At 37.3% G+C, this 16018-nt stretch carries 19 protein-coding genes; 15 read left to right on the top strand and 4 right to left on the bottom strand.

The window, feature by feature from the left end; genetic code table 11:
* Positions 1 to 310: 310 nt before the first annotated feature.
* From ftsE to ACLBWW_RS11005, 6 genes are all read left to right on the top strand, one after another.
* Entirely contained in the window at positions 311 to 997 is a 687-nt protein-coding gene (gene ftsE, locus ACLBWW_RS11030; RefSeq protein ID WP_000594325.1) for a cell division ATP-binding protein FtsE, read from the top strand.
* Positions 987 to 1880, top strand: coding sequence for a permease-like cell division protein FtsX (gene ftsX / locus ACLBWW_RS11025; protein ID WP_000645020.1), 894 nt, complete (start codon positions 987 to 989; stop codon positions 1878 to 1880). The genes ftsE and ftsX overlap by 11 nt, the downstream gene beginning before the upstream one ends.
* A gap of 118 nt (positions 1881 to 1998) precedes the next feature.
* The gene (locus ACLBWW_RS11020; protein WP_000830301.1) at positions 1999 to 3435 is read left to right on the top strand and encodes a S41 family peptidase; all 1437 of its coding nucleotides are present in this window, start codon (positions 1999 to 2001) and stop codon (positions 3433 to 3435) included.
* Between the two features lie 260 nt (positions 3436 to 3695).
* Positions 3696 to 4880 (top strand): PDZ domain-containing protein, encoded by a 1185-nt coding sequence (locus tag ACLBWW_RS11015; RefSeq protein ID WP_116442948.1) that lies wholly within the window; start codon positions 3696 to 3698, stop codon positions 4878 to 4880.
* 290 nt (positions 4881 to 5170) lie between these two features.
* Entirely contained in the window at positions 5171 to 6886 is a 1716-nt protein-coding gene (locus ACLBWW_RS11010; RefSeq protein ID WP_000944610.1) for an ABC transporter ATP-binding protein, read from the top strand.
* A gap of 65 nt (positions 6887 to 6951) precedes the next feature.
* Positions 6952 to 7263: a heavy metal-binding domain-containing protein gene (locus tag ACLBWW_RS11005; RefSeq protein WP_000637523.1), complete on the top strand. Its 312-nt coding sequence runs from the start codon at positions 6952 to 6954 to the stop codon at positions 7261 to 7263.
* A 113-nt stretch (positions 7264 to 7376) separates the two neighbouring features.
* Here ACLBWW_RS11005 and abc-f read toward each other — a convergent pair whose 3' ends face one another.
* The 4 genes from abc-f to ACLBWW_RS10985 form a co-directional block, all read right to left on the bottom strand.
* Positions 7377 to 9011, bottom strand: a complete 1635-nt coding sequence (gene abc-f, locus ACLBWW_RS11000) for a ribosomal protection-like ABC-F family protein (RefSeq protein WP_447614031.1) — start codon at positions 9009 to 9011, stop codon at positions 7377 to 7379.
* Between the two features lie 273 nt (positions 9012 to 9284).
* Positions 9285 to 9824, bottom strand: coding sequence for a flavodoxin family protein (locus tag ACLBWW_RS10995; protein ID WP_098068798.1), 540 nt, complete (start codon positions 9822 to 9824; stop codon positions 9285 to 9287).
* 4 nt (positions 9825 to 9828) lie between these two features.
* The gene (locus ACLBWW_RS10990) at positions 9829 to 10197 is read right to left on the bottom strand and encodes a MerR family transcriptional regulator (protein WP_048542512.1); all 369 of its coding nucleotides are present in this window, start codon (positions 10195 to 10197) and stop codon (positions 9829 to 9831) included.
* Between the two features lie 51 nt (positions 10198 to 10248).
* Complete coding sequence (locus ACLBWW_RS10985; RefSeq protein ID WP_447614030.1) at positions 10249 to 11142, bottom strand: LysR family transcriptional regulator; 894 nt, start codon at positions 11140 to 11142, stop codon at positions 10249 to 10251.
* 151 nt (positions 11143 to 11293) lie between these two features.
* On the opposite strand from ACLBWW_RS10985, the gene ACLBWW_RS10980 reads away from it, so the two are divergent.
* From ACLBWW_RS10980 to ACLBWW_RS10940, 9 genes are all read left to right on the top strand, one after another.
* A complete protein-coding gene (locus ACLBWW_RS10980; protein ID WP_048542509.1) occupies positions 11294 to 12316 on the top strand; it encodes a YeiH family protein in 1023 nt (340 codons plus the stop codon).
* A 233-nt stretch (positions 12317 to 12549) separates the two neighbouring features.
* A complete protein-coding gene (locus ACLBWW_RS10975; protein WP_000538359.1) occupies positions 12550 to 12747 on the top strand; it encodes a helix-turn-helix transcriptional regulator in 198 nt (65 codons plus the stop codon).
* An 11-nt stretch (positions 12748 to 12758) separates the two neighbouring features.
* On the top strand, positions 12759 to 13148 hold the full coding sequence (locus tag ACLBWW_RS10970) for a hypothetical protein (protein WP_048542507.1): 390 nt from the start codon (positions 12759 to 12761) through the stop codon (positions 13146 to 13148).
* A gap of 18 nt (positions 13149 to 13166) precedes the next feature.
* Positions 13167 to 13388 carry a hypothetical protein gene (locus tag ACLBWW_RS10965; RefSeq protein ID WP_048542505.1) on the top strand — a complete coding sequence of 74 codons (222 nt, stop codon included), beginning with the start codon at positions 13167 to 13169 and terminating at the stop codon, positions 13386 to 13388.
* Entirely contained in the window at positions 13385 to 13777 is a 393-nt protein-coding gene (locus ACLBWW_RS10960; protein WP_048542503.1) for a hypothetical protein, read from the top strand. Before ACLBWW_RS10965 ends, ACLBWW_RS10960 begins: the two co-directional genes overlap by 4 nt.
* A 17-nt stretch (positions 13778 to 13794) precedes the next feature.
* Complete coding sequence (locus ACLBWW_RS10955; RefSeq protein ID WP_048542502.1) at positions 13795 to 14022, top strand: hypothetical protein; 228 nt, start codon at positions 13795 to 13797, stop codon at positions 14020 to 14022.
* A gap of 99 nt (positions 14023 to 14121) precedes the next feature.
* On the top strand, positions 14122 to 14883 hold the full coding sequence (locus tag ACLBWW_RS10950) for a MerR family transcriptional regulator (protein WP_098088767.1): 762 nt from the start codon (positions 14122 to 14124) through the stop codon (positions 14881 to 14883).
* Positions 14880 to 15500: a hypothetical protein gene (locus ACLBWW_RS10945; RefSeq protein WP_048542500.1), complete on the top strand. Its 621-nt coding sequence runs from the start codon at positions 14880 to 14882 to the stop codon at positions 15498 to 15500. Before ACLBWW_RS10950 ends, ACLBWW_RS10945 begins: the two co-directional genes overlap by 4 nt.
* Positions 15501 to 15546: 46 nt before the next feature.
* Positions 15547 to 15975, top strand: a complete 429-nt coding sequence (locus ACLBWW_RS10940; protein ID WP_048542499.1) for a DUF4362 domain-containing protein — start codon at positions 15547 to 15549, stop codon at positions 15973 to 15975.
* The last annotated feature ends 43 nt before the right edge of the window (positions 15976 to 16018 follow it).

Genomic DNA, 16018 nt, shown 5'->3' with positions numbered 1-16018 from the left:
GGTAAAGTGGACGAGTTGGTTATATAATCTTATTCCAAAATGATTTTGGGTAAGAACTATGACGACTCGTTTCCTTTTTTTTTGAGTGTAACATAACTGTAACAAAAATGTATCCGAACTGGAAACCGTTTGATGTTACAATGGGGTTTGTAGAATTTTGCTGAAATATATTACATAGAGTAGCGCTGCTAATAAAAAGCATGAATAGAAGCTACCTTCAACAAGAATGGTTAAGTGAGAATAAAGTTTTTATTTTCAGATGTACAGAAAAGTATTTCGAAAAAAATCATTAAGTATTGGGTGATAAATAATGATAAAAATGACGAATGTTTATAAGGAGTACCCGAATGGTATGAAAGCCATTGCTGGTCTCACAGTTAACATTAAACAAGGTGAGTTTGTATACGTAGTTGGACCGAGTGGAGCCGGGAAATCTACATTTATTAAAATGATGTATCGTGAAGAGAAGCCATCTACAGGATCAATTAATGTAAATGGACTTGTTATTGAAACATTAGCAGAAAGAGATGTTCCATATTTCCGTCGTCAATTAGGCGTAATTTTCCAAGATTTTAAATTACTACCTAAGTTAACGGTATATGAGAATGTTGCGTTTGCCTTAGAAGTAATTGAAGAAGAAAAAGAAGCCATTCGTGAGCGTGTAACAGAAGTTTTAGGTCTTGTAGGTCTTGAGGATCGTGCAGACGCACTACCAAGTGAACTTTCGGGCGGAGAGCAGCAACGTGTTGCGATTGCGAGAGCAATTGTTAATAGACCAAAGGTTGTAATTGCCGATGAGCCAACAGGTAACTTAGATATTGAAACAGCTCTTGATATTATGAAGATTTTTACGCGTATTAACGAGCGTGGTACAACGATTGTTATGGCGACACATAACTCAGATATCGTAAATACAATTCGTCATCGTGTAATCGCGATTGAAGGCGGAAAAATTGTTCGAGATGAGATTGAGGGAGGATACGGATATGAAGGCTAAGACCCTTAGTCGACATTTGCGAGAAGGTGTAAAGAATCTATCACGTAACGGATGGATGACATTTGCTTCTGTTAGTGCAGTAACAGTTACATTATTACTTGTAGGTGTCTTTTTAACAGCGATTATGAATATGAACCATTTTGCGACGAAAGTAGAGCAAGATGTAGAAATTCGTGTACACATTGATCCAGCAGCAAAAGAAGCTGATCAAAAGAAATTAGAAGATGATATGAGTAAGATTGCCAAAGTAGAATCTATTAAATATTCTTCTAAAGAAGAAGAGTTAAAACGCTTAATTAAAAGCTTAGGTGATAGCGGAAAAACGTTTGAGTTATTTGAACAAGATAACCCACTTAAAAACGTATTCATTGTAAAAGCAAAAGAACCAACAGATACAGCGACAATCGCGAAAAAGATTGAGAAAATGCAGTTTGTAAGTAATGTTCAATACGGTAAAGGTCAAGTTGAAAAATTATTTGATACTGTAAAAACAGGACGTAATATCGGGATTGCGTTAATTGCAGGTCTTTTATTCACAGCGATGTTCTTAATCTCTAATACAATTAAAATTACAATTTATGCTCGTAGTACAGAAATCGAAATTATGAAACTGGTAGGTGCAACAAACTGGTTTATTCGTTGGCCGTTCTTATTAGAGGGATTATTCCTAGGAGTATTAGGGTCAATTATTCCAATAGGCTTAATTCTAGTTACGTATAATTCACTACAAAGTGTGTTTAACGAAAAACTTGGCGGAACAATTTTCGAACTTCTACCATACAGTCCTTTCGTATTCCAATTAGCTGGTTTACTAGTGTTAATCGGGGCTTTAATCGGTATGTGGGGAAGTGTAATGTCAATTCGTCGCTTCTTAAAAGTATAAAAAGTTGCAAACATAATTCGTACAAGCTTATCATATAGTAGAAATAGGTAAAGGCATCACACACTGTGTGATGCCTTTTGCTACACCACCTGTGTGTTTTGGAAAGGGGAATTCCGCATTGAAACGTAGAGTTGCAATTATTGGAATGGTTGTTGCATTTTTAATTGGTGCTGGCGGAATGTTTGCAGGTATGTCTTTATTTGGGGTTAACCCAGCAGAAGTAACGCAAACGATTTCGAGTGGAAACGCTAGCACCTCACAAGGGAATTTGGCAAAAATTAATGAGGCGTATGCACTAATTGATTCACGTTATGTGGAAGACGTGAAGGATGACAAGTTAGTCGAAGGTGCAATACAAGGCATGTTGTCTACGCTGAAGGACCCTTATTCCACGTATATGGATAAAGAAACGGCTAAACAGTTTAGTGAATCACTTGATCCTGAGCTAGAGGGGATCGGGGCTGAGGTGAACAAAACGGACGGTAAGCTTATTATCGTATCTCCAATTAAAGGCTCACCGGCAGAAAAGATTGGAATTAAACCGAATGACCAAATTTTATCTGTAGATGGAAATAGTGTGAAAGATTTATCACGTGAAGAAGCAGTATTAAAGATTCGTGGTAAAAAAGGAACGACTGTCGCGATTGAAATTAAGCGTGCAGGAGTAGCTGATCCGATTGTATTTAAAATTAAGCGTGAAAAAATTCCAATCTTCACAGTGTTTAGTTCTGTGAAACAAGAGAGCGGAAAAGATATCGGTTATATGCAAATCACTTCTTTTGCTGAAAATACAGCGAAAGAATTTAAGGATCAGTTAAAAGAGTTAGAGAAGAAAAACATAAAAGGCTTAGTTATTGACGTGCGTGGTAATCCTGGTGGCTACTTAAATAGTGTAGAAGAGATACTAGGGGAAATTATGACGGATAAAAAGCCGATGCTACAAGTAGAGCAACGAAATGGTGAGAAAAAGAAATTCTCTACGGAACTGAAAGAGAAAAAGCCATATCCAATTTCAGTATTAATTGATAACGGAAGTGCTTCTGCTTCAGAGATTTTAGCGGGTGCGCTAAAAGAGGGAGAAGGATACGATTTAATTGGTGAAAAAACGTTTGGTAAAGGTACTGTTCAGCAAGCCGTTCCATTTAAAGATGGCAGCAACATTAAATTAACGATGTTTAAATGGTTAACACCGGATGGAAACTGGATTCATAAAAAAGGAATCGCGCCAACAGTAGAAGTGAAGCAACCAGATTATTATCATGCGACACCAATTCAAATTGAAAAAACACTTTCATACAATTCAAATGATGTGCAAGTAAAACACGCGCAAGAAATGCTTAAGAGTTTAGGATATGTACCGGGGCGTGAAGATGGATACTTTAGTAAAGAGACAGAATCAGCGCTGAAAGCATTCCAAAATGCGAATGAGATGGAAGCGACAGGGCAGCTGGATAAAAAGACAGCTGAGGCGATTCAAACTAAAATTATTGAAAAAATCCGTTCTGGAGAAAATGATCTACAATTACAGTCCGCATTAAAATTAATAGTGAAATAAAGTGAAACTTTAATCAGTGGGGGTTTTCTTCATCCCCACTGATTATTAGTTGAACCAATCGGACTTTTATGGGCAGTGGATCCCCCACCTAAATTCTTTGCTTTCGCTAGATTTTGAGGTGGGGGTCTTACTGCCCATTAAAGCGGGATAAAAAGAAATACAGGCAGTTTGCTGCCTGTATTTTTTTGTGTTAAACAAACGTTTGTCCAGTTATGATAATATAAAAAGAAAGAATGATATAAATGGTGGTGAATGGATTCGTGGAGGCATGGATTTTTGAAATAATGCGGGCGGTTGGACGTTTTTTCTTACACCCTGCTGTCTATGTATTTTTAATAAGTAGTATCTTCGTTGGATACTTACGTATGTTACGAGAACGAAAGGATTTTTCCTTTAAAGTTTATGATATTTGGTTTGAACTGCGAACATCTCTATTTGCGGGAGTTGGATACGGATTAATCGTATCTATTATTACAATTGGACTTGGCCTTGTCATTTCCAAAGCGAGCTTATGGGTCATCTTACTTTGGACGTTATTATTTGGATTAACTGCTATGTATCGATATTTATCAGCAGCTTATACATTTAGTATCGCGATTGTATGTGTTCTATTATCTTCTAAGCTACCAGTTTCCTTCTTACAGCTTGGAGAAGGGGAAGAGAGTACGATTGTATCTCTTGCTATTTTACTAGGCGTCATGCTTGTTGTAGAGGGCTTGTTGATTTCTAAAAATGCAGTGGGATATTCTACGCCGAAGGTTAGGAAGGGTAAGCGTGGGCTAAAGATTGGTTTACACGAATCAAAGCGTTTATGGGTTGTGCCTATTTTTATTCTTGTACCAGGTGATGCAGTAACGCAGTTTATTTCATGGTGGCCTGTCGTTTCAATTGGTTCACATACATATTCTCTATTCCTCGTTCCATTTTTAATTGGATTTATGAGAAAGATTAGAAGCTATGAGCCAACGGAAGCTTTATTATTTACAGGAAGACGTGTCTACGGATTAGCAGGAATTGTACTTGTTTTAGGAATTGCAAGTTATTGGTGGCACGTACTTGCCATTATCGCAATGGGAGTCGCAATGCTTGGACGTTTCACAATTTCCATGCAAGAGAAAATTGCGGATGAAACAAGACCAGCGTACTTCGCTGCACGTAATGATGGACTCGTTGTATTAGATACAATCCCGAATACAATTGGGGCAGAGCTGAATTTACTACCTGGAGAAATGATTACGAAAGTAAATGGAGTCATTCCAAGAAGCACAGAAGAGTTTTATGATGCACTTCAAACGAAGACGACAGGAGCATTTTGTAAATTAGAAGTATTAGATACAAACGGAGAGCTTCGCCTTGCTCAAACGGCGTTATACGCCGGAGGACATCACGAATTAGGTATTGTGTTTGTTCAGCAGGAGCATGAGTGGGATTCGGAAGCTATGTAATAGAAGTGGGGTGTCACCAATAGGTGATACCCTTTTTGTATTGGATGGGGGCAGTAGAGTAGTAAACGAAATTTATATCGGCGATTATCGGGATATATCGGCGATTATCGGGATATATCAGCGCAACTCGAATTATATCAGCGATTATTCAAATATATCGACTTTCCGGCAAAAAACGACAACTATCGCAAACCTTCTTTTGAAGTTTCATAGACGGATAACTTGAATAATTATTTGATAATGGTTATCATTTAGGGAGTCTTTTTAATTTTGGAAAATGGAGGTAAGATATGCTACGTAAATTTTTTTCTTACTATAAACCGTATAAAGGTTTATTTATACTCGACTTTTCTTGCGCAGTTGTCGCAGGGTTACTAGAACTTGGCTTCCCGCTTATCGTAAATCAATTTATTGATAAGTTATTGCCAGGACAAAACTGGACGCTTATTTTATGGGCTTGTTTCGGTTTACTTGCAGTGTATATATTAAATGCAGGCTTACAATATGTCGTTACATATTGGGGACATATGCTTGGTGTTAACATTGAAACGGATATGAGACAGAAATTATTTGATCACATTCAAAAGCTATCATTCAGATTTTTTGACAATAATAAAACAGGTCATTTAATTTCACGTCTTACAAACGACTTAATGGAAATTGGGGAAATTGCTCACCATGGGCCAGAAGATTTATTTATCGCTGTTATGACTTTAGTTGGGGCATTCTCATTTATGATGATGATCAACTGGAAGTTAGCGTTATTAACGTTCTTCGTTATTCCATTCCTATTGTGGTTGGCACTTTACTTCAATAAAAAAATGACAGGTACGTTTAGACGTTTATTCTCAGACGTTGCTGATTTCAATGCATGTATTGAGAACAACGTTGGTGGTATCCGTGTTGTACAAGCATTCGGAAATGAAAAGTTTGAGAAAGAGCAATTTGCTGTAAACAATGCTCGTTTCCGTACAACGAAATTAATGGCGTATAAAATTATGGCGTTAAATTCATCGATTAGTTATATGCTCATGCGTCTCGTAACGCTCTTCGTCTTAATATGCGGTACATGGTTTGTTCTGCAAGGTGAATTAACGTACGGTGGATTTATCGGATTCGTTCTATTAACGAATATTTTCTTCCGTCCAATTGAAAAAATTAATGCGGTAATCGAAAGTTATCCGAAAGGGATCGCTGGTTTTAAGAGATATGTAGAGCTTCTTGAAACAGAGCCAGATATTGTAGACTCTAAAGATGCGATGGAAGTTAAACATGTACATGGTGATATTCAATATAGCAACATTACATTCGGATATGAAAATAAAGAACCGATTTTAAATGATATTAGTTTGAAAATACATGCAGGTGAAACAGTTGCTTTCGTAGGACCATCAGGAGCTGGAAAAACGACGTTATGTAGTCTATTACCACGTTTTTATGAACAATCGTCTGGATCGATTCAAATTGATGGTATTGATACGAAAGATATGACGTTATCTTCACTTCGTAAGCAAATTGGAATTGTGCAGCAAGATGTGTTCTTATTCTCAGGAACAATTCGTGAAAATATCGCTTACGGAAACTTAAAGGCGTCAGAAGCTGAAATTTGGCAGGCAGTAAAACGTGCGCAGTTAGAAGACTTAATTTACTCACAACCAGACGGTTTAGATACCGTTATCGGTGAGCGTGGGGTGAAACTTTCTGGTGGACAGAAGCAGCGTCTAGCGATTGCTCGTATGTTCTTGAAAAACCCGCCAATTTTAATATTAGATGAAGCGACTTCTGCATTAGATACAGAGACGGAACTGGCGATTCAAAAATCACTTGCTGAACTATCTGTCGGCCGTACAACATTAGTTATCGCTCACAGACTTGCAACGATTAAAAATGCAGATCGTATCGTCGTTGTAAATAAAGATGGTATCGCAGAACAAGGTTCACATGAGGAACTAATTGAACAAGGCGGAGGATACAGCAGGTTATACGAAGCACAGTTCAGTTCGTAAATATAATTTCTGCTGAATTAGTGCACCATAAGTAAGTGAAAATCTTATATGGGAGGCTATGAAGCATGATTGTAACAACAACGTCTACAATTCAAGGAAAAGAAATTATTGAGTATATCGATATCGTCAATGGAGAAGCGATTATGGGCGCGAATATCGTTCGTGACCTTTTCGCCTCTGTCCGTGACGTTGTCGGCGGTCGTGCGGGCGCTTATGAAAGTAAATTAAAAGAAGCGCGCGACATTGCAATGGAAGAGATGAAAACTTTCGCAAGACAAAAAAATGCGAATGCAATTGTTGGTATCGACGTGGATTACGAAGTAGTTCGTGAAGGAATGCTAATGGTTGCGGTGAGCGGGACTGCTGTCCGTATTTAAAGTAAAAAGCCGTGCATTAGCACGGCTTTTTACTGTTATTGATGCTATTCTATGTCGAAGTGTCAATATTTCTTGGGAAATGCGGAAGGCCTTGTCGATATATAGGGAAGACATTAGAGCGCTTCTTGGCATTTCCGGATTTGAACTAATAATGTTTCGTATTCTTGTTCGAGAGATGGGATATCATCGTGATGATTTGGCATGGAAATTCGGCCGATAATTTCTGTTAAATTTGTTTGTAATCGTAATAATTCTTGTTCAGTTACGTTTACAGAATCCCCGGTGGTTCTTTTTGTGTATTGCTCGTAATTACCGTGGAATATTCTTGGTTCACTCTCATCTACTTGTAGAATATGGTCTGCAACAGAGCGAATAAAGGCACGGTCATGGCTAATGAAAAGTATTGTGCCAGGATATTCTTGTAACATGATTTCTAATTCTTCTTGCGTCGCTAAGTCTAAATAGTTTGTCGGTTCATCGAGCAGAAGCATATTATAGTTTCCTAAAAATACTTTTGCGAGTGCGACCTTCATTCGTTCGCCGCCACTTAAGACATGTACAGGTTTATGAACATCTTCACGGCGGAATAAAAGCCGTGCAAGTATTGTTCGAACGAATGCTTCTGTATAGTTGGTTTCTTCTAGAACGTTCTCTAAAATGGTTTTATCTGTTTTTAAAATTGATAGTGTTTGTTCAAAGTATCCAATTTTACAACTTTTCGAAAGCTGAATGCCACGCTCGTTTGCGAGAAGCATGTTGAACAAAGTTGTTTTGCCGCTTCCGTTTGCACCTAAAATAGCAAGTTTTGCACCAGGGGCAATAGTTCCATTCATATTTTTAAATAGTGTGCGGTCGCCTATTTTCTTTGTTGCTTTATTGAACTGTACTGCCACTTTACTATGAATGGCTGTATGGTATTGCACGTCAAACTGAGTCTGAGAAAGATCCTTTGGCTTTTCTTTCTTTTCTAGTTTTTCGAGACGTGTTTCTAATGCTTTCGCTGCTTTGCTAACCTGTTCTTGGCCATGAGCCCCGCTTAACTTATAAAGTTTAGATTCAGATGAACTGAAGCGAGTTGGGATTTTTGTCATATTAGAAGCACGTTGCTTTTTTTGTGAAATTGATTGCTCTAAACGATTTTTTTCTTGTATATATTGATCATATTCTGCTTGTTTTTGTGTTCGTTCACGTTCTTTTTGCTTTCGATAGTTGGAATAGTTTCCTTTATACTCTTGAATCGTCCCGTCTTCAATTTCAATAATTTTTGTACATATATTATCTAGAAATTCACGATCATGTGATATTAAAACAAGTGACCCTTTATAAGATAAAAGTGCCTTTTCTAATTGCTCTGTACCAACCATATCTAAGTGGCTTGTTGGTTCATCAGCAAATAAAATTCCTGCATTTTGTTCGAGAGCATGAGCAATCTTTAGCCGCATTCGTTCACCACCGCTCATTGCATCTGTAACGTTTGAAATACTCCATTTTCCTTTTGCGAGAGCAGAAGTGGTTTCCGGTAGTTCCTCGCTAAGTTGAGGAATGATGCTGATAGAACTATGATGAGTTACTATGCCTTTGTCAGCTTCTATTTCTTTACTTAATATTTGTAATAACGTAGATTTACCAGCTCCGTTGACTCCGACAATCCCTATGCGATCCTGTGCTTGAATTTCCAGTGACGGTAACGTAAATAGTGTGCGATCACCAAAGCTCTTTTCAATATTGCGTGCGAATAAAATAGTCATAAAAAAACCTCCCTAGTTTCACTAGAGAGGATAAACGTCGCCCTTGCATGTAAAAAATCGTACATAAATAAACGATTTTTTTACATGATCGTTTCGAAAGAAAGTATCGACAAATGGACAGACTAATCCTCTGCTAGTTTTCATCATTTTTTGTTCACTATTTGTGATGGATGAAATAAATAAGAGAATTAGAACTTCATTGGTCAAAGTACCTTCCTTTCATAATGTTACTTTTATTGTATGCGCATACAAAATGATTTGTCAAACTTATTTCTATTTACTATTTTTGAACTTATTATTATACAATTGTACTTTCGCCAGCGCCTCAGCATCATTTTTGATTTCATCCAATCCATTCGCATCCCCAATAACATACCCTTCAAATGATGAACCAACAAAATCAAAGATATATTGGAACTGAGCAATAAGCGGTAATGCTTTCAGCTTTGGATCGTCTCCGCCAACGATGACAACGTACATTTTTTTACCTTTCATTTTTTCTTTGAAATGAAGAGATGTATCGCGCAAGCTTTGTGACCAGCGATCGACGAAGTTTTTCATATGACCGCTCATTCCATACCAGTATAGCGGTGTAGCAAAGATAATTGTGTCGTGCTCTAACATACGCTCGATTAACTGCTCGTAGTCATCATTTACAGGTTGGAATCCTTCTGCATCATGGCGCTGATCTATGATTGGGTGGACGATATGATCACGCAAGTAAATTTGTTCTGTTTCAATTCCATCAATCACCATATGTGTTAAAGCTTCTGTATTTCCGTTTTGTCTTGAACTGCCATGTATAACAAACATGTAATCATCCCTTTTCTTTTGTTTGCTTTAGGAGTGAAACGTGTTTTTGCAAATTCGTTTGAATGCTAGAAAGTAATGAGATTTGCTTCGTTACTTCATTAAGTTTATCTTCATAAAGCGTAAGGATACTGCTGCAAGGATTTTCGTACAGGTGCGGCTCTATTTCGAGGCAGCGCAGCATCCTTGCCGTCTCTTCTAAATTTAAGCCAATTTGTAAGTACATTTGAATAAGCTTCACTTTTTCAATGGCACTTTCATCAAAATCACGATAGCCATTTGCGAGGCGCTTCGAAGGGAGTAATCCCTTTTCTTCGTAATGTCTTAGTGATCTTTCGCTAACGCCAGTTTCTTTTGATAACTCCCCGATTCGCAATGCGTTTCACTCCTTCTACATGTATTGTAAACCTTCACACTAATGTGAGGGTCAACTCTGTTTTTTCGCAAAAGAATCTACATGATTTAAAAACACTTGAATAGCTTTAGACGGGATGAAGTATTTGCCGCGCACGATGGAGAATGGACGGATGAGTTGTTCATTTGGAACTTCGACGTGGAATAGCTCTTTTGCCAGTAACTCTTTCCGTACAGTCCAATCAGAAAGTATAGCGATGCCAAGCCCAGCACTAACTGCTTCTTTCACGCTTTGGATACTACTGAATGTAAAGAAGCGCTTCAATTTTAAATGGTGTTGATGAATAAAGCGGTCACTATAAGCGCGTGTTCCAGAACCACTTTCTCTTAATACCCATACTTGATCTTGGAGTGTGCTTTCATTTATTTCATTTGTGCGGAGCAGTGGATGATTTGGCGGGACGACGAGCTTCATTTCATCTTGCATAAACGTTTCAACGTCCACGTCGGCGTATACGACTTGCCCTTCGACTAAGCCGATATCGATTTGATTAGAGCGAAGGCTTTGCAAAACGTCTTCTGTATTTGAGATAAAGGTATGAATTTCAACGTGTGGATTTTCATTCGCATAGTTAGCCAGTATTTTTGGAAGTAAGTATTCGCCAATTGTGAAACTAGCACCGATGCGAAGAGTTCCTGTTACAACGTTATGTAGCTCGTTAATTTCTTGCTTAGCATCTTCATAAAGAGAGAGCATTTGTTTTGCGTGTATATATAATATGTTTCCAGCTTCCGTCACTTGAACGTGCTTCGGAGAGCGCTGAATAAGTGTAGTGCCAAATTCGTTTTCTAAGTTGCGTATATGCATACTTACGCCAGGCTGTGAAAGGTTTAATAATTCTGCTGCACGGGAGAAATGCTTCTGTTCAACGACAGTAACAAATATTTTTAAAATGTCTACGTTCATGTAATGGGCTCCTTTCTTTTTCTATCATCTTATCATAAGTATTTCTAATGATAGAGATTCAATATTGATATTAAACTTATTATAGAAACTCTCTTATAATATAAGTAGAAAGAACATGCATGTTCCAATACGATTATTGGGGTGGTACAAAGTGGAACAAACACTTGTTATACAAAAGAAGAAGGGCTTTGGATTTTCACAAGGAATTGGGATTACATTATTAATCGCAATTGCTGCGAAATATTTAGCAGAGCTTCCATTTTTAAATATTATGGGACAATTAGTGATTGCTATTCTAATTGGGATGGTTTGGCGTGCGGCAATTGGAGTTCCTCATGATGCGATTGCCGGGACGAACTTTGCGAGTAAGAAGTTGCTTCGCTTTGGGATTATCTTACTTGGAATGCGGTTAAATCTTGTTGATATTGCGAAGGCAGGGCCGAAAGTATTGGTCATCGCTGCCGCTGTTATTACATTTACGATTTTCGTTGTATATGGGCTAACGAAAGTATTTAAGGTAGAAAAGAAACTCGGAATTTTAACAGCTTGCGGAACAGCAATTTGCGGCGCGGCTGCGGTCGTGGCAATTGCACCGCAAGTGAAAGCGAAGGATGAAGAAACGGCAGTTGGGGCAGCGATTATTGCAATTTTAGGTACAATATTTACACTTATTTATACGCTATTATACCCAGTGCTTGGCTTCTCACCGTATGGATACGGTGTATTCTCAGGTGCGACGCTGCATGAAATCGCCCATGTCATCGCAGCTGCGGCACCAGGAGGAAGTACGGCTGTAGACATCGCAGTTATCGTGAAATTAACGCGCGTTGCAATGCTTGTGCCAGTAGCGATTTTAATTGGATTATGGTTTGGTAAGAGTGAAGGTAGCGAGGAAAAAAAATCGTGGCGCGACCTTCCAATTCCGTGGTTCATCTTCGGGTTTTTAGCAATGAGTGCAGTGCATTCGCTCGGGGTTATACCAGAAGTTGTTGCTGGATATATTGTTGTTCTTGCTTACATGCTTATTGCAATGGCGATGGCGGGGCTTGGTTTAAATGTAGAGTTTAAAACGTTCCGTAAGTTAGGAAGTAAGGCATTCGTGGCGGGGCTGATCGGCTCGGTTTTCCTTTCTATTCTTGGATACGTTCTTGTATATGCATTAGGATTTATGTAGTAGGACGAAGAAGCTGTTCCAAAAGATATTTTTGGACAGCTTTTTTATGTTTATAGTGCTACGGGTGTCGATATATTAAAAAAATAGCTGATATAAATTTAATTACGCTTGTACTTTGTTAGAGAAGGTGATCAGTGAAACGTTTTTCTAAAATTTGTAAAGATATCTTTACTTATAACTGGAAAATATTTATAATTAAAGTAAAGATATCTTTACTTTCGAAGGTGGAGCCTATGGGTGTGAAAAATAAAATAAAAGAGTTAAGAAAGCAACATCATATAACGCAAGTTGAAATGGCAAAGGCGATGCAGGTGACGCGGCAGACGATTGTGGCGATTGAAAACCATCATTATAACCCGAGTCTAGAGTTATCCCTAAAAATCGCCAAATATTTTGGGGTGAAGGTGGAGGAAATATTTACGCTAGAGTAAGGGGAGAAAAAATGAACGATACTAAAAAGTTATTTATCGGTGCGACTTTTGGATTGTTTTTGGGAGACATTGTAGTTCATAGTATGAATCCGGCTATACCAATTTTACCGCTCGTCGTGAGTAACGTTTTAGCAATTGTATTTTTAATGGTGTATTCGTATTACAAAAAGCGTAAGTACAAAAAAGAAGAACTTCCAGATATAGATGAGCGAGTAAATGAAAATATAAAAAAATATGTAAATGTCTCATTTATATTCGCGTTTCTATTGCTTATTGTTTATATTGTTGCGAGTAAAGCGATAGGCAGAGCTGTTATACCAGTGCAAGAAATATTTATGATATGTAGTTCCTTATTTGCGGGTAGTCTCATCATAGGAGTCATGATAGGGAAACGAGCATAGCGATAGGAGGAATGAAAAATGCAAGATGAGTTTGAGAGATTTCAGTCAGATAAAGCGTTTAAATATGTAGGGTTATTTTTTTCGATTAGTTTAGCGATATGGAGTTTATATAATTTAATTGTTGATGGAAATGCTGGTATGCCGTTTGTTTTATTTGTACTAGGGCAGTGGGTGTATTTCCTCGTAAACTATTGGCCGAAGTGGAAATATAGAAATCAAAAAGAGGCTGATCATGTATGAGTAAACAAGATATTATACGGTTCATAGGCAGTTTATTTTTAGCGGGTCTTATTTTAAATGTGAGTTTAATGATTTTAAGTATTTCGTGGGGAACAATCTTCATATCGAATGTAGCACTAGTCATTTTATATAGTATTGCGGAATATAGAGAACAGAAGCGTTTGAAAGAAGAGGGAGTACCGTCGATTGATGAGCGAGTTGTGAATAAGATGAAGTCATATTTTACGATTAGTATTACAAGCTTCGTGTTCTTGTTCATTATGTATCTTTGTGTAAATAAGTATTTAGATAGGCAAGCAGTACATGTAAATGAGTTATTATATATTGTCATTTTTGGTTTATTAATAAGTATGGCATCGACGAGTGTGTTAGCAACAAGGAATAGGTAGAAAAAAGGGGAACTGGGATGGGATTACCGGTATTATGTGTCGCTACGGCTATTTTTGCTTTGTTTTGGGGAATGCAGAATTTCTCTCGTAATCCAGTACCGAGTATTTTTATTATGCTTGGTACTGTAGGTTTATCATATTATTTATTAGTTTCAGCTCATTATCATAAAACAGCAACGAGTGTTGTTGTTGGCGCACTTATTTTATTTTGTGGGCTTGCTGTACAAAAAGGGTTATTTCCGTAAAAGCTGTTTATACAAAGAGTATAAACAGCTTTTTGTATTTTTTTACAAAAGGCTTGAAAGTGACGTTACGTCATCTTTTATAATGAAGAGGAAGAGGTGATGGTAGTGATTTCAATACAACAATTGACGAAAGAAACAGGGGTAACAGTACGTACATTACGTTATTATGATCAAATAGATTTATTAAAGCCGAGCGGGAAAACAGAAGGCGGGCATCGTTTATATAGTGAAGCTGACGTAATAAGGCTGCAACAAATTTTATTTTTAAAGGAAATGGGATTTTCATTAAAAGAGTCTGCGAATATGTTAGTAAAAGGTGAGCTTAACTTAAAGGATTCGCTTGAAAAACAACTTAGATTTGTAAAGGAAGAACAAAAGAAATTCAATCGAATGGAGCGCGTATTACAAGCTGTTGTTTATTCGGTAGATGTGGAAGGGGAACTTGATTGGAAAGTTATGTTTGAACTGATCCAGCTTTCGAAACAGTCGTCTCGTATACGTGAAATATTTCAAAATGAAGTATTTTCAAAGGAAGAACAAAAATTGCTTCATAACTTGCCAAATATGAGTGAAGAAGATCCGAATGTTTTAGAATGGGTAGATTTATTAAAGCAATTACGTACTTTTATGAAAGACGGCAAAGAAGCAGCGAGTGATGAGGTACAAGGGGCAACGAAGAGATTAATGCAGAAATGTTTAGAAATGGCCAATGGTGACGAAGCGTTTTTAGATAAGTTATGGGAAGTTAGAAAATCGAAGGAAGATTCACAGAAAATGAGCATGTATCCAATTGAAGAAGAACTTTTATTATATATGGAAGAAGCTTTTCGTATATATGATGAAAAGGAGATGGATAAATGAGTATACTTGCAGAATATCGTTGGTATTTTTTAATTGGGGCAGAGATTGTATTTTGGTTATCGGCTATCGGCTTCTTTTTACTTCGTTACGGATTCCGTTTGAAGAAGGCGAGCTTTATTATGGGGATTGTACTCCTCGTAAATGAAGTGTTTATTTTAACCTTAGGGGTAGTGGACTATTATCAAACAGGGAAGTTCTCTAACTTTCAAATCATTACGGTAATTATTTTATTGTATGCAGTTTTCTACGGGAAAAAGGATTTGAAGAAGCTTGATATGTTTGCGCAAAAGCTAGTTGCGAAATGGCGGAATGAACCAGCGCCAACTATGGAAGAGCACGTAGAATTAACAGGTATGGCCTATGCGAAACAGGAAATAAAAAATTGGTTATTACATCTTGTTTTATTCGTTGTTGCGCATATTTTCTTTTTCTTTCTGTACGGTTTTGTCCCGTTTGAACAATGGCATAATTGGTTAGAAACGGGGATTGTTTTAAATGAAAAAGCAAGTCGTGTTAGCCAAGTTTGGGCGATTATACTTTTAGTGGATACAGTTATTTCATTTTCATATGTTCTTTTCCCAAAGAAGGAAAAAGAAAAAGAGAAGCTACTTTCATAGAGGAAAGTAGCTTTTTCTAGTATACCAATAGTTTGTATAGGAGAGGATAACAATAGGAAAAACAGGTTTTATATGCTTATTTCTCTTTAGTTTAGTAGCATGCTCACAACCTAACATTGACATTGATAAGAAGAATGATGTCATTGTAAAGAGAGCAGTAATTTCCAATCTAGATAATTTTGAAAAGTTCGTTTTGAATGTTGACCAAGGGAAAGTTGATAAAATAAGAATTGTGCAGTATACCCATGAAGGTGATCCGATTTTTCAAACGGTAGAGCATAGTGAGAACGATATACTTTATGTGTTAGATAATAGAAAAGACCAATTTGCTGGTGAGCATAAAGGATTACATAAAGATAGTTGCAAAAGTATTGTTAAAGAGCAGGGAGAATTAGAAATCACTTATAGGTTAATAGATTGTACGAGTAAAAATGGGCGCAATGGATATGATTTATTATATGTACCTAAAAAATAGAGTTAGTAGAGGAAGGAAGTTTTTACTCCTTCCTTTTTCTATG

Source organism: Bacillus sp. M5A3_1b (genome assembly GCF_053345335.1).
This window is presented reverse-complemented; position numbering and strand designations above follow the sequence as displayed.